14 protein-coding genes are annotated in these 13,377 nt (G+C 54.9%); 7 read left to right on the top strand and 7 right to left on the bottom strand.

All coding sequences use genetic code 11. The features are described from left to right. Positions 1-91: 91 nt before the first annotated feature. The 3 genes from FEE96_RS19290 to FEE96_RS19280 all read right to left on the bottom strand — a co-directional run bounded on the left by FEE96_RS19290 (position 92) and on the right by FEE96_RS19280 (position 3,722). Complete coding sequence (locus FEE96_RS19290; protein WP_138164764.1) at positions 92-397, bottom strand: BufA1 family periplasmic bufferin-type metallophore; 306 nt, start codon at positions 395-397, stop codon at positions 92-94. 222 nt (positions 398-619) lie between these two features. Further along, a complete protein-coding gene (gene thrS / locus FEE96_RS19285) occupies positions 620-2,566 on the bottom strand; it encodes a threonine--tRNA ligase (protein ID WP_138164763.1) in 1,947 nt (648 codons plus the stop codon). 157 nt (positions 2,567-2,723) lie between these two features. Next, complete coding sequence (locus FEE96_RS19280; protein ID WP_138164762.1) at positions 2,724-3,722, bottom strand: Lnb N-terminal periplasmic domain-containing protein; 999 nt, start codon at positions 3,720-3,722, stop codon at positions 2,724-2,726. A 138-nt stretch (positions 3,723-3,860) separates the two neighbouring features. Here FEE96_RS19280 and FEE96_RS19275 point away from each other — a divergent pair, with 138 nt between their 5' ends. The 5 genes from FEE96_RS19275 (at position 3,861) to FEE96_RS19255 (ending at position 7,475) form a co-directional block, all read left to right on the top strand. After that, on the top strand, positions 3,861-4,610 hold the full coding sequence (locus FEE96_RS19275) for an alpha/beta hydrolase (RefSeq protein ID WP_138164761.1): 750 nt from the start codon (positions 3,861-3,863) through the stop codon (positions 4,608-4,610). Further along, on the top strand, positions 4,610-5,602 hold the full coding sequence (locus FEE96_RS19270) for an alpha/beta hydrolase (protein WP_138164760.1): 993 nt from the start codon (positions 4,610-4,612) through the stop codon (positions 5,600-5,602). The genes FEE96_RS19275 and FEE96_RS19270 overlap by 1 nt, the downstream gene beginning before the upstream one ends. Further along, positions 5,602-6,027: a VOC family protein gene (locus tag FEE96_RS19265; protein ID WP_138164759.1), complete on the top strand. Its 426-nt coding sequence runs from the start codon at positions 5,602-5,604 to the stop codon at positions 6,025-6,027. The genes FEE96_RS19270 and FEE96_RS19265 overlap by 1 nt, the downstream gene beginning before the upstream one ends. A 19-nt stretch (positions 6,028-6,046) precedes the next feature. Beyond that, positions 6,047-6,661 carry a hypothetical protein gene (locus FEE96_RS19260; protein WP_138164908.1) on the top strand — a complete coding sequence of 205 codons (615 nt, stop codon included), beginning with the start codon at positions 6,047-6,049 and terminating at the stop codon, positions 6,659-6,661. Between the two features lie 91 nt (positions 6,662-6,752). Continuing rightward, the gene (locus FEE96_RS19255) at positions 6,753-7,475 is read left to right on the top strand and encodes an alpha/beta fold hydrolase (RefSeq protein ID WP_138164758.1); all 723 of its coding nucleotides are present in this window, start codon (positions 6,753-6,755) and stop codon (positions 7,473-7,475) included. Between the two features lie 3 nt (positions 7,476-7,478). Here the strand turns inward: FEE96_RS19255 and FEE96_RS19250 are convergent, their stop codons facing one another. From FEE96_RS19250 to phaZ, 3 genes are all read right to left on the bottom strand, one after another. Further along, a complete protein-coding gene (locus FEE96_RS19250; protein ID WP_138164907.1) occupies positions 7,479-7,904 on the bottom strand; it encodes a GFA family protein in 426 nt (141 codons plus the stop codon). Positions 7,905-7,991: 87 nt separating this feature from the next. Beyond that, the gene (locus FEE96_RS19245; protein WP_138164757.1) at positions 7,992-8,570 is read right to left on the bottom strand and encodes a DUF6151 family protein; all 579 of its coding nucleotides are present in this window, start codon (positions 8,568-8,570) and stop codon (positions 7,992-7,994) included. 1 nt (position 8,571) lies between these two features. After that, complete coding sequence (phaZ, locus tag FEE96_RS19240) at positions 8,572-9,849, bottom strand: polyhydroxyalkanoate depolymerase (protein ID WP_138164756.1); 1,278 nt, start codon at positions 9,847-9,849, stop codon at positions 8,572-8,574. A 132-nt stretch (positions 9,850-9,981) separates the two neighbouring features. Here phaZ and phaC point away from each other — a divergent pair, with 132 nt between their 5' ends. Continuing rightward, on the top strand, positions 9,982-11,784 hold the full coding sequence (gene phaC / locus FEE96_RS19235; protein ID WP_138164755.1) for a class I poly(R)-hydroxyalkanoic acid synthase: 1,803 nt from the start codon (positions 9,982-9,984) through the stop codon (positions 11,782-11,784). 133 nt (positions 11,785-11,917) lie between these two features. Further along, a complete protein-coding gene (locus FEE96_RS19230; RefSeq protein WP_138164754.1) occupies positions 11,918-12,361 on the top strand; it encodes a phasin, PhaP in 444 nt (147 codons plus the stop codon). 121 nt (positions 12,362-12,482) lie between these two features. Here FEE96_RS19230 and FEE96_RS19225 read toward each other — a convergent pair whose 3' ends face one another. Then, positions 12,483-13,352: an NAD-dependent epimerase/dehydratase family protein gene (locus FEE96_RS19225; protein WP_138164753.1), complete on the bottom strand. Its 870-nt coding sequence runs from the start codon at positions 13,350-13,352 to the stop codon at positions 12,483-12,485. Between the last annotated feature and the right edge of the window lie 25 nt (positions 13,353-13,377).

Raw genomic sequence — 13,377 nt, 5'->3', positions numbered from 1 at the left:
TTTCTCGTCTGGTCCAGTGGGAAGTGGTCAAGTGACCGGCGAGGAAACGAGAGGCGAGAAATTATTATCCCGCCCCGCTTGTCGTGTTGATTTAGGCTGGGATGTCGCGGGCGAGTGCTTCCAGTGAGCCACTGCGGGCCGTACCGTCCGCCGCCGCAGGCAGTTCCATGCCTTCACAAGATCCGGCATCAACCAATGTCCAGGCGTTGCCCTGATAGTCGGTGACGGATGTGCCGGCACAGGTCGTTCCAGGGCCAGCTGCGCAATCGTTCTGACCCGCCAGTGACACGCCATAGCATTTCTCTTTGGACTGGGCCGCTACAGGTGTGGTGGCCGCTGCGGACAGGGCGGCGGCGACGGCACTTGCGACAACCAGGGATTTAGCGGTGTTAGACATGTGGGAAGTCCTTTTTTGATAAAGCTTGGTTTCGTGTTGTTACAGACAAACCCTAACCGACCAATTATCGACATTGAAGACACGAGCTTGTGTGTCACGTGCGCGTCAGAGTTTGTGACAAATCGCAGATTGGTAAACTGTTTAATTACAGTGATTTGCGTTGTTCGAAACGAGTCCCGGCCCCACTTGGGAGCCGGAAAAACTGTCAGAATGTAGTAAATGTTACAGAAGATCGGGGGCTGTAGCTTCCAGCGCAAGAAGCTTTGTAACATTTTCCAGGCTGTCGACCTTGCTTTGTTTTTGGCCCAGACGACGGATCGAGACGGTACGCTCTTCAACTTCACGGGCACCGATGGCCAGGATTACGGGCACTTTGCCAACTGAATGCTCACGGACCTTGTAGTTGATCTTCTCGTTGCGGGTGTCAGCCTCGACACGTACGCCTGCTTTTTGCAGTTCAGACACAACTTCCATCACGTAGTCATCAGCCTCGGATGTGATCGAAGCAACAACAACCTGACGCGGTGCCAGCCAGAACGGCAGCTTGCCAGCGTGGCTTTCGATTAGGATGCCAATGAAACGCTCAAACGAGCCGAGACAGGCGCGGTGCAGCATGTAGGGGCGGTGCTTGGCACCATCCTCACCGATATAGTTGGCGTCCAGACGCTCGGGCAGGTTGGGGTCGACTTGGAATGTACCGCACTGCCAGACACGGCCAATGGCGTCGGTCAGTTTGAAATCCAGCTTGGGGCCGTAGAACGCGCCTTCGCCTTCGTCCAGAGTATAGGCGTGGCCAGTCATCTTGATTGCGTTTTCCAACGCGCCCTCGACGTGATCCCAGCTTTCTTCGGTGCCGACACGCTTTTCAGGGCGGGTGGCAAACATGATCTCGAACTTTTCAAACCCAAGGTCTTTGTAGACCGACGATAAGAAGTCGATGAACTTGGCGCATTCTTCTTCGATCTGGTCCTCGGTGCAGAAGATATGGGCGTCATCCTGAGTGAAGCCCCGCACCCGCATGATGCCGTGCAGTGCGCCCGACGGTTCATAGCGGTTGCACGAGCCAAATTCAGCCATACGCAGCGGCAAGTCACGATAAGATTTCAAGCCCTGGTTATAGACCTGTACGTGGCAAGGGCAGTTCATCGGCTTCAGCGCGTTGATCGATTTCTCGCGCGCGTGCTCTTCGTCGACCTCAACAATGAACATGTGTTCCTGGTACTTGTCCCAGTGGCCTGATGCTTCCCACAGTTTGCGATCAACAACCTGCGGTGTGTTGACCTCAACATAACCGTCGGCCCGCTGTTTGCGGCGCATATAGTTTTGCAGTTCGGTGTAGATGGTCCAGCCGTTGGGGTGCCAGAAGATCTGACCGGGGGCCTCTTCCTGCATGTGGAACAGGTTCATTTCGCGACCTAGCTTGCGGTGGTCGCGCTTGGCGGCTTCCTCCAGCATGGTCAGGTGGGCCTTCAGCTTTTCCTTGCCGGTGAAGGCAACACCGTAGATCCGCTGCAACATGGCGCGGTCACTGTCGCCGCGCCAGTAAGCGCCAGCAATGGACATCAGTTTGAAGCTGTCGCCGGGAACTTGTCCAGTGTGTGCCAAGTGTGGGCCGCGGCAGAGATCCTGCCATTCGCCATGCCAGTACATGCGCAGCGGCTCGTCACCCGGAATGGCGTCGATCAGTTCGACCTTATAGGGTTCATCATTGGCGGTGTAAAAATCCACGGCGCGCTGACGGTCCCAGACCTCGGTGGTCACAGGTTCGCGCTTGTTGATGATTTTCTTCATCTCTTTTTCAATCACACCCAGATCTTCGGGGGTGAAGGGTTCAGCGCGGTCAAAGTCGTAGTACCAGCCGTTGTCGATCACCGGGCCGATGGTGACCTTGGTGTCGGGCCAAAGGGCTTGCACGGCGCGGGCCATGATGTGGGCAAGATCGTGGCGGATCAGCTCGTTGGCCTGAGCCTCGTCCTTCATGGTGTGCAGGGCAATGGTGCCATCTGCAGGGATCGGCCACTGCAGGTCCCAGTGCTGATCATTATAGGTGGCGGAGATGGCTTTTTTCGCCAGAGAGCTGGAGATGTCAGCGGCAACCTGCGCGGCGGTTACGCCTGCGTCATAAGATCGTGCATTGCCATCGGGAAAGGTGAGAGAGACTTGGGCCATGTTTCGGCGCTCCTCGTCAGTTTGGCGCCCACTGAACGCCCGGTTGCGGGTATATGTGTTTTGCTGATTTGGCAGGCTGTGGCGCAGCTGTCAAGCGCTGCTGAGAGAGGGCACGCGCCAGCCCGTCATATAGAGCATTGATACAATGAAGAAATGCTCAGGGGGCTGGTACGTTTTGACGGATGGCAGCGCTGAAGCCATCGCTTAGGCCGTGTGCCAGTGCGGATGTGTTGATATGAGACCGGTTGCGCAGTTGTTCTAAAGACAGGCGGCTGTCGAGCACGCCACGGTCGTAGGCATAGTCGGGCAGATAGCCATTGGCGACCACGCGCCAATCCAGTGGGACTTCGTCAACGATGGTTTTTATCATAGTCAGGACCACGGTTGTGCAGTTGGTGGTTAGGGAATTGTACCAGTGCGGTTTGGCCGCCAAGCGGTTGGCGGCCTCGACATATTGCAGGAGTAGAGCGCGTGTTTTCTCGGGCGTGGTGTTGATACGGTAGAGTTGGACATCTTCGCCGCGCACATTGGTTCGGGTGCCAACAACGTCGCGTTCATCCGCAGCGACGATCACCAGCGTATTGCTTTTGAACAGATCTGCGATGGGGGAAAAACCGCCGCCGACCTGACGACGGACTTCGACTGACCATGCGATCGGGTCCGCATTGGCAAAGTCAAAGCTGACGATCATATGGGCTATTTCGGGGCCAGCCCAATAAGACATGAACAGATCGACGCCCTGCAATTGGGACAAATCGTAGCTGCGGGTCTCCCAATGTTCGGTGGCCTCTGTTGGGGTTTGCCAGTCAAAATTGCGCACATTGATCAGTGTCAGATTATCTCCGTTGACTTCCCCAGTAACCTGACGCGCCACGTCGGGGGCCCAGTTGGCTTCGGATGGTGGGGAGAGGGTGGACCACCAGAAGATGACGCTGGCAAGCGCGAGGCAGTAGGTGGCCAGAGCACGCAGGCGGCGAGAGTTGAACAAAGAGGTGGCGACGGCCAAACCTAGCAGAGCAAAAATACCGGCAAAAGCTGCACGGATCGGGGTGCCGAAGGGCAGACGGTACCACAAGGCAAGAGAGGCCCAAGCAGTCAGAATTGCCAGCGCAACAAGAGCGGCAGCTATCAATAGGAATTTCAAAATTTTGATCACGCGGCACCTCAAAATGTTGCAGTCTTATGGACCAGTTGCAGCAACATGCAAACAGTGGATAAGGCTTGGGGGAGGTAATCACCAATTGCGAGCCGTGACAGCGCGTGTCACATCTTGGGAAAATTGAGGAGATCCGACATGGGTACTAGTGATTGTTTTGATAGCCCGCAGGGCCGCCGCATCGCCTATCACAAGAGTGAGGGAAAAGGGCCTTGGATTGTGTTCTTGGGCGGGCTGAAATCCGACATGGAAGGCACCAAGGCGGTATTTCTGGAGGCCTGGGCCAAGGCACAGGGCCGGGCGTTCCTACGGTTTGACTATTCTGGACATGGCGAAAGCTCGGGCACATTCGAAGAAGGCTGTATTGGCGACTGGCATGAGGACACTGTGGCGGCAGTCTCTGCGTTGACCCAGGGCCCAATTGTACCTGTCGGGTCATCAATGGGCGGGTGGCAGGCGCTGTTGCTGGCCAAAGAGATGCCAGAACGTATCCAAGGGTTGGTGACTGTGGCGGCGGCGCCAGATTTCACTGAAGATGGCTATTGGGCAAATTTCACGGTTGCCCAGAAACAAGCGCTGGAAGAGGTTGGCCATGTCGAACTGCCAAGCGACTATATGGAACCCTATATCATCTCGAGGCGGATGATTGAGGATGGCCGCACCCAGCTTGTGTTGCGCGCGCCGTTAAACCTGCCGTTTCCGGTGCGGTGTTTGCAAGGGACCGCTGATACAGCAGTAAGCACCGAGACCGCATTGCGCCTGATGGACCACGCCACTTGCGACGACATGCGCCTGACATTGGTCAAAGATGCCGATCATCGGTTTTCGGATGGACCGTGTTTGCAGATGATCGAAGATGCCGTGGTTGATGTACTGGGCGGGCTCTAGTGCGTCTGTTTGGAAAATGGCTGGGGCGGGTCCTGCTGGCATTGGTTGTCATCGGGGCTGCCCTGTGGGCATTTGGGCCTTATGAGGAAGTTGATCTCAAGACCTCGTTTGAACCGCGTCGATTTGGCGAAGGGGTGCAGGTCTATTTCGAAAGCATTGAAAGCCATCACAAGGATGTAACCCCTGGTGTTGAGAAGCGTGTGATCTGGCGCGAAGGGTTCAAGGAACAGCGCACGCCTGTTTCGGTGCTTTATGTACATGGATTCTCGGCAACCTCCGAAGAAATCCGTCCAGTACCGGATCAGGTCGCTGAGGCGCTGGGCGCCAATCTGGTGTTCACCCGGCTGCGTGGTCATGGACGGTCAGGAGAGGTATTGGCAGACGTGACCGTCAATGACTGGATGATGGACATGGCCGAAGGTCTGGCCGCTGCGCGACAGGTTGGGGACCGGGTTGTGGTGATCGCCACATCGACAGGCGCGACGCTAGCAACAGCTGCTGCATTCGACCCTGAGATGTCAAAGAACGTGGCTGCGATGATCTTTGTGTCTCCCAACTACGGCATCAACAAACCGCTGGCGCCACTTCTAACCTTACCGGCTGCGCGGTATTGGGTACCGCTGTTGGCTGGCCGTGAAAGAACACGACCTATGCAGAATGCAGACCATAAGACCTATTGGACCACGACATATCCGCTTGTGGCGGTGTTTCCGGTGGCGGCTCTTGTTGACACGGTTGTAAAAATGGACGTATCACAAATAAATGTTCCGGCTTTGTTCTGGATTTCTAACAGGGATCAGGTTGTGCGTCCTGATATGACGGCGCTTGTCGCCGATCGGTGGGGTGGCCCTGCCGACCTGCAGCTGGTGGTCCTTGACGGGAAAGGCGATCCGCGGTCGCACGTTATCGCAGGGGATATCAGATCGCCTGACCAGACCAAAGCCGCGACCGAAGGGTTTTTGAAGTGGTTGAAGATGCAAGGAATTGAGTGATGGAACAACGTGTCAGCCTGATTACATTGGGTGTTGAAGATATGGAAAAGGCCGCTGCGTTTTATGAGGCGCTGGGCTGGAAACGAGCAGAAAGCCCGGATGGGGTGATTGCTTTTGATATGGTAGGGCAGACGCTGGGTTTGTATCCGCTAACGGCGTTGGCAGAAGACATTGGTCTGCCGGTTTCTGCACTGGGGCAGGGGGCAATCACGCTAGGCCATAACACGCGTGCAAAGGAAGATGTTGCTGAGATCCTGGCACGAGCCGAAGTGGCTGGCGCAGAAGTTTTAAAGCCAGCAGCGGATGTATTCTGGGGTGGTCATCACGGGTATTTTCGGGCTCCGGATGGCTCAATTTGGGAAATAGCCCATAATCCATTCTCAACTCTGGGTGAAAACGGCGCGTTCCGTTGGAACGGCTACTGACATGCGTCGCCCAGGCAGCATGTGGAGCCTGGAAACGCTGGGCCGTGTGCGCCTGTCCGAACATTTTTACATGCGCGAATTTCTGTATTCAGAGATCGCCAATTTTCACCAGATCCAGAACATTCCCGATGATCCGGATCTGGCCATTGAGAGCGGCAGCGCGTTTTGCCGGTCTTTGCTCGACCCTTTGCAGGATACCTTTGGCCGGGTGGCAGTGCGGTCTGGGTATCGGTCTCGGGCGGTAAATGAATATGGCAATAAGAACCGTTTGAACTGTGCCCGCAATGACAATCCGCTGGAATGCCACATCTGGGATTGGGCGCGCGGTGATGCGCGTGTGGCCGGAGCATCAATTGTGATCCCCTGGTTTGCGGATCAGTATGACCGCGGGCGGGACTGGCGGGATCTGGCCTGGTGGCTGCATGATCATCTGGAATACTCCGAGATTTGGTTTTTCCCCAAACTCTGTGCCTTCAATCTGGTTTGGCGCCCCCAGCCCATGCGCCGCATCGACAGCTATATTGCACCGCGCGGACGGCTGTTGATTGCAGGTGAAACGCCGACGGAGACGTTAACGCAACGACAGTGTCGATATGGTGACTTTCCGAAATTCCAAGGATTGGTCTGGGCTTAGGCCTCTTGCCATGGCGAAGATAAGGGCGCAGTGATAGGAAATAGATCAATGCTTGCGCTTTGCTGGCGATCATGACCAACGGATAGGCACTATGGAACAGACTGGGCAATTATCACAGGATCCGCTGGTGTTGTTGCCTGGGATGATGTGTGACGCGCGCATTTTCCAACCTCAAATCATGGCGCTGTCGACGCAGGTTCCGGTGACCGTCGCCCCGTTGATTGGCGGCGAACGCATAGAAGACATAGCAATCCAGCTACTACAGCAACTGCCATCGAGATTTGCACTGGCGGGATTGTCGATGGGTGGAATTGTGGCGATGGAAATCCTGCGCCGTGCCCCAGAACGGGTCAGCCGGTTGTGCCTGATGAGCACCAGCCCTTTGCCAGACACTCCAGCCCAGGCTGCCACCCGCGAGCCGTTGATTATTGGTGCCCGAACAGGGCGCATGGATGACGTTCTGCGCCAGTCCATGCTGCCTGAATACCTGGCCCCAGGACCGCAACGGATCGAGGTCTTGAACCTGATGCATCAGATGGGCATGGAGTTAGGGCAGGCCCTGTTTGTCGCGCAGACGCGGGCCTTGCAACGGCGGCGAGACCAGCAGGGGACTCTGCGTAAGTGCAAGGTCCCAACATTGATCCTGTGTGGGGAATACGACCCGCTGACACCTGTGAAGCGTCATGAGTTCTTGGCTGAACTGATACCGAATGCCTCCTTGCAGGTGATCACCTCTGCTGGGCATCTCCCAACACTGGAACGCCCGGATGTGGTGAACAGGGTGTTGGCAGAGTGGTTGGCAGGTCAAACCTGATTTTTACGTATCAGGTTTCCAATCCGGCTGGGTCGCAAAAGACATGACATCCGCCCCAAGCTGGTCCCAATGCTGTTTGTCGCGTTCGAACACCACGACCTGTATTTCCAGAGCCGTGGCATCATCCATTGTGCCGAGGGAAAAGGTCAAATGATCTGGTGCGTGCGAATTGGAGCCGTAGATTGGGCTTCCACATTTCCCACAAAAGGCTTTTGTAACTTCAGAACCTCTGTTTGACTGGTATTTGAATGTGCTCAGTTCTCCGTTCAGAGTGACTGTATCCAAGGGGAACATAGCGCCAACCGTGTGGCCCGTTCCGCTCAACCTGCGACATTCTTCGCAGTGGCACTGTGCGACCACTACTGGTTGTCCGTTTGCCTTGTAAGTGACCGAGCCACACAGGCATTTTCCAGAGAAATTGTTTTTCATAAGCCGGAGAATACGGGCTGTCACAGCGGGTACAACTCACATCCCAGTGAGGCTTAACGCTCGATCACCCACTGTGTGGGCCAGCCCCTAATAGAACTTTGCCCGTTCTTCCTTGGTCGGGATCTTGGGCTCTGCAACAGGTTCGCCTGTTTCGATATTGAAAAATGGGGTCTGGCGCCAGCGGCCCGACATGCGACTGGTGGCCATGCGGCTGATGATACCTAGGGCCATGACGGCAGCGCCAGTCGTTTTGGAAGGCTTGCCTGGTTGCGGGACAAAGGCACGAGCGCGGATTTTCCCCAAGGCATCTTGGTTTGCAAAGATATCTGAAAGTAGACCGGCAAAGGGCAGGCCGGGTTTTGCGAGGGTGTTGGCAAAGGGGGTGCCGCAGCAGCTCGCGTACCAGCGCAGAGTGCCTTTGGGGCTTAGCCGCAGCAACTGCAGACAATCCGTACCCTGTGTAATTTCGATGGTATCTGGTGACACTTGGAAAAGGTCCACTGGGCCAGGGGCGGGGTCCGGCTGATTGTGATAGAGTTGTACGGCACGGCAATCGGGACAAAAACACACAACCCGAGTGCCCGTTTTCATCCCATGGGCGGTGACATGGCCGCGTAGTGTCCCACATTTGCAGGAAAAGGCTTGCTGTGCTGCGGTGGCCATCATCTTATTTCACCTTGGTTTTGCGCGGTGCTTTGCGTTTGGGTGCTGGCTTGCGGCTGTTGGCGTCCATGAATTCAATCACCAGTGGGCGGATGTTGTTGCGCCAGCTGCGGCCAGCAAAAATCCCGTAGTGGCCTGCGTCTGGCTCAACATGGCTGGCCTTGCGGGCGTCGTCCAGTCCGGTGCACAGATCCAATGCGGCGATACATTGGCCAGGGGCCGAGATATCATCATTGGCGCCTTCGACGGTTTTTACTGCGACATCGGTGATTTTTCCGAAGTCGACCTTGTGCCCGTCGATGGTGAACTCATTCCGGGCGATATCTCGGTTCTTGAACACCCTTTCAACGGTCGATAGGTAGAACTCGGCGGGCATATCCATCACTGCCAGATATTCATCGTAAAACCGGTTGTGGCTGTCATGATCCGAGGTTTCGCCTTTGGCGGCGCGCTGGATCTGATCGTTGAACGCCTGAGAATGGCGCTCGCCATTCATCGAGATGAACGAGGTGAGCTGAAGCAGCCCCGGATAGACCATGCGGCCAACACCGGAGTATTTGAAACCAACCTGCTGGATCATGGTTTCTTCGAGCTGACCCATGGTGACCCGGCGGCCAAAATCGGTGACTTCGGTTGGCGCAGCGTCTGGGTCAATTGGGCCGCCGATCAGGGTCAGCGAACTGGGTTGAGCCTTGGGATCCTGTTCGGCCAAATAGGCCGTGGCGGCCAAGGCAAGCGGGACCGGCTGACAGACTGCGACCACATGGGTCTCTGGGCCCATCTCACGCATGAAATCAACCAAGTAGAGAGAGTAGTCTTCGACGTCGAATTTACCTGCGGAAACCGGAATGTCGCGGGCGTTGTGCCAGTCTGTGACATAGACCTCGCAGTTTACGATCAGGCTTTTGACGGTGGAACGCAGCAAAGTGGCGTAGTGGCCGGACATTGGGGCGATGAGTAAAACCTTGCGCGGCTGTTCTTCGCGGCCCGCAACTTTGAAGTGAATGAGGTCGCCAAAGGGACGTTCAACCACTGTATCGATTTCGACCAAGTGGTCCTTACCGTCTTCGCAGGTGAAGGTGCGGATACCCCAGTCGGGTTTCACTGCCATGCGCTGAAAACTACGCTCGGTCACTTCCCCCCAGGCCGCCATCCAATTAAGGGCCGGGTTAGGCATTGCGGAAAACATAGGGTAAGATGCCATAGCTCTGGCGGTTGAGCCCAACCATTGGTTTGTGTTGCGGGCTGTTTCCATCAGATCGTAGGTCATCATATAGCGCATGCGTGTTTCCCTTGATTGCCGCCCGCATCACAGGGATAAAAGAATTCCAACCCATCGGACTTTTCGTCGCTTTGCCATAACGTTGGGGCGACATTATTCTGCATGGCAGAAAGTTAGGGGTAATTTATTAAAATGACAACAATTGACGATACTTTCACTGGAATATCCCCGGAACATATTGAACGACTTAAGAAAAACATGGATCATGTCGAGCAGCTTTCAAAGCGGTTGGCAGACGTGATGGGAAATAAGACAGCACATAACGCGGCTCTGGATGGTCCGAATCAAGATCTCTTTGCACGTGCAGCAACGGCATATTGGGCCGAAGCGGTGCAAAACCCTGCCAGACTATTGGAGCAACAGGTTGAATTCTGGGGCAAATCCGTGATGAACTTTGCTGAAGCCCAACAGGCGATAACGGCAGAAAGTGCTGAGGGATCCGTGCCGAAATCCAGTGATCGTCGCTTTGCCAACCCCATGTGGCAGAACAACCCTTATTTTCATTTTGTCCAGCAACAATACATGACCAATGCAGATGCTATCCGTCAGTCTGTCGCAGACATCACTGATTTGGAGGGCAAGGATAAACAGCGGCTCAGCTATTTTGCGGATCAGATCGTTGATATGATGGCGCCAACTAATTTTCTGGCCACCAACCCGGATGCTCTGGAAAAGGCCGTCGAAACCGAGGGGCAGTCCCTGATCGACGGATTGGAAAACCTGGTTGCTGACCTAGAAGCCAACGGTGGCGAGCTGGTTGTCAAACTTGCCGATGAAAGCGCCTTTGAGCTGGGGCGCAATATCGCCACATCAGAAGGCGAAGTTGTCTATCGCAACCGGATGATGGAGCTGATTCAATACAGTCCCAGCACAGATACTGTTTGTGAGACCCCAATCGTTTTGTTCCCGCCCTGGATCAATAAATTCTACATTCTGGATTTGAAGGCGCAGAACAGTCTGATCAAATGGGTGGTCGAGCAAGGCTATACCCTGTTTGTGGTGTCCTGGATCAATCCGGATGAAAGCTATGCTGAAGTGGGCATAGAGGACTATATTCAGGATGGGTTCCTGACCGCAATTGAAGAGGTCAAACAGATCTGTGAGGTCAAACAAGTCAATGCGGTGGGGTATTGCATTGCTGGCACCACACTGGGCCTGACCTTGTCACTGCTGAAGCAACGCGGTGACAAATCGGTGAAATCGGCGACATTTTTCACAGCACTGACAGATTTTTCCGATCAGGGTGAATTCACGCCATTCCTGCAAAATGATTTTATTGACGGTATTGAAGAAGAAGTGGGCGAGGTTGGCATGCTGCGCTCTTACATCATGGCGCGTACGTTTTCGTACCTGCGATCCAATGACCTGATCTATGCGCCAGCCATACGCAGTTACATGATGGGGCAAACGCCGCCAGCCTTTGATCTGCTGTATTGGAACGGTGATGGTGCTAACCTGCCGGCCAAAATGGCAGTGCAATACCTGCGTGGGCTTTGCCAGCGAAATGAGTTTGCTGATGGTGGGATTGAGCTGATGGGGCACACGCTGCAATTGAGCGAAGTGGATGTTCCATTGATGGCGATCACTTGCGAGACGGATCACATTGCGCGTTGGAAAGACTGCTATCGCGGCGTGCAACAAATGGGGTCTCGCTCAAAGAGCTTTATCGTCTCGCAGTCGGGTCATATCGCTGGCATCGTCAATCCACCAAGCAAGAAGAAGTATGGGCACTATACCAACGCCGACCTGAAAGTTGATGCCGATGCGTGGTTTACGAATGCCCAGTTCCACCAAGGGTCGTGGTGGCCGCGCTGGCAAACATGGCTGAAAAAGCGATCCGGTAAGCAGATTGCAGCGCGTCAACCGGGTGATTCGAACCACCCGCCGTTGTCCCCAGCGCCCGGAACCTATGTGAAGGTTAGTGCAAGGCGTTGAAAACATTGATGGCGTAAGTTTTTTCTGCAGTGCAGCAATAAATATCTTGAAATGCTGCGCTGCAGAATGCATATAGTTCTCATGCTGAGCAGGCGGGATTGTCCCACCGGCGGCACTTTGAGGATTTGGAACAATGGCTTCGACCCAAGACTTTACCGCCGTCATGAAAGACATGATGGGTGCATTTCCCGTAGACACCGCTTCGATGGAAGACGCGTTCAAGAACACTGCTGCTCTGAACGAAAAACTGTCGACTGTTGCTCTGACTGCTGCTGAGAAATCAGCTGAAGTGTCCAACAAGTGGACCAAAGAAACTCTGGCTAAGCTGAGCGGCGTATCGAAAGCCCCTGCTGATCCTGCTGACTATGCCAAATCGGTCACTGACTTCGCCAGCGCATCAGCAGAAGTTGCAGCTGAAAACCTGGCTGCTTTTGCTGAAATCGCCAAGAAGGTCCAGATGGACACTGTTGAGCTGATGATGGCTGCTGGCAAAGACATCAGCGAAGAAGCAGCAACTGCTGTTAAAAAGGCCACCGCTGACGTGACCACTGCTGCTAAAAAAGCCGCAACCAAGTAAGATATAAATGCGAGCGGCACCGGCTCCTCCCTCTTGGTGTTCTCGCAATGACGGGCAGGTCGTAAGACCTGCCCTTTGTCGTTTCAGAGCCTGGGTTTCTTGCTGGAACACCTAGGACCCGTCAAAAGACAGCATTCTGGAATTGAGCATGTCGCGGTGACCAGCCACACAGGCGGCGAATTTTCTCTGCGCTCATTTGCTGGTCCAGCGTTGGTCCCTCGGCCCAATTGCCATGTTTAGCCACCACATGTTTTAAGTTCCGAACGAGGTAACCTGCCTTGTGGCTGTGCCTTTTAGAAATCTCGGCGACGATGTCGCCTACGCTGGTACCGTCCTCTGTGCTGACGTTGAAAGAGCCGGTCAGATTGCTATCTTCCAGTACCATGCGATAGGCTACCGCCAAGTCGTCACGATGGACCAGTGGCCAGCGGGTGGAGATACTGCCCCAGACCTCAATTGGGTCACCATCCTGTGCCTGCTGGATGAAGCGTGCAAACACGCCACCATCTTGGTGGTAAACCATCGCAGGGTGAAGAATTGCCGCTGAGATCTGTGCAGCATTTGCCAGAGACTGACCATTCTTCGTCATCCAGGCAAAAGATTCGATTGGACGCAGCGGCCGGGTCTCGCTGGCAACACTGTTGCCGGTAGCCCCATATAGCCAGCACCCCCCAGTATATAACAATCGGAGCGGAGTTTCACGCTGGGCTGCACGGCGCAGAATTTCCGTGATTGCACGGGTATCCACTGCTGCCATATTGTCATCAAAAGTGGTGGCCAACTGGATCAGCCCGTCGACTTCACGTACCAAGTGCGCCCAGTGGTCCGGTTTGCGTAAGTCTCCCCGATAGGGGGTCGCACCCAGTTGCAACAGTGTCTGGTCCGAGATTGCCGAGCGGCTAAGTCCGATGACGTTATGCCCGTGCCGGGTCAACTCTGTGGTCACTGCGGTGCCGATGGTACCTGTGCCACCCAGAATAAGAACTTTCATGGAGATCTCCCAAATCATCAGTATT

It is taken from the genome of Parasedimentitalea maritima (assembly GCF_005771405.1).
Lineage (GTDB): Bacteria > Pseudomonadota > Alphaproteobacteria > Rhodobacterales > Rhodobacteraceae > Parasedimentitalea > Parasedimentitalea maritima.
Note: the sequence above shows the minus strand (reverse complement) of the source record. Positions and strands in the feature narration are given on the sequence as shown.

Coding starts and splice junctions, on each gene's coding strand:
- FEE96_RS19290 (WP_138164764.1), bottom strand. CDS start 397: ATGTCTAACACCGCTAAATCCCTGGTTGTCGCAAGTGCCGTCGCCGCC.
- thrS (WP_138164763.1), bottom strand. CDS start 2,566: ATGGCCCAAGTCTCTCTCACCTTTCCCGATGGCAATGCACGATCTTAT.
- FEE96_RS19275 (WP_138164761.1), top strand. CDS start 3,861: ATGGGTACTAGTGATTGTTTTGATAGCCCGCAGGGCCGCCGCATCGCC.
- FEE96_RS19265 (WP_138164759.1), top strand. CDS start 5,602: ATGGAACAACGTGTCAGCCTGATTACATTGGGTGTTGAAGATATGGAA.
- FEE96_RS19260 (WP_138164908.1), top strand. CDS start 6,047: ATGTGGAGCCTGGAAACGCTGGGCCGTGTGCGCCTGTCCGAACATTTT.
- FEE96_RS19255 (WP_138164758.1), top strand. CDS start 6,753: ATGGAACAGACTGGGCAATTATCACAGGATCCGCTGGTGTTGTTGCCT.
- FEE96_RS19250 (WP_138164907.1), bottom strand. CDS start 7,904: ATGAAAAACAATTTCTCTGGAAAATGCCTGTGTGGCTCGGTCACTTAC.
- FEE96_RS19245 (WP_138164757.1), bottom strand. CDS start 8,570: ATGATGGCCACCGCAGCACAGCAAGCCTTTTCCTGCAAATGTGGGACA.
- phaZ (WP_138164756.1), bottom strand. CDS start 9,849: ATGCGCTATATGATGACCTACGATCTGATGGAAACAGCCCGCAACACA.
- phaC (WP_138164755.1), top strand. CDS start 9,982: ATGACAACAATTGACGATACTTTCACTGGAATATCCCCGGAACATATT.
- FEE96_RS19230 (WP_138164754.1), top strand. CDS start 11,918: ATGGCTTCGACCCAAGACTTTACCGCCGTCATGAAAGACATGATGGGT.
- FEE96_RS19225 (WP_138164753.1), bottom strand. CDS start 13,352: ATGAAAGTTCTTATTCTGGGTGGCACAGGTACCATCGGCACCGCAGTG.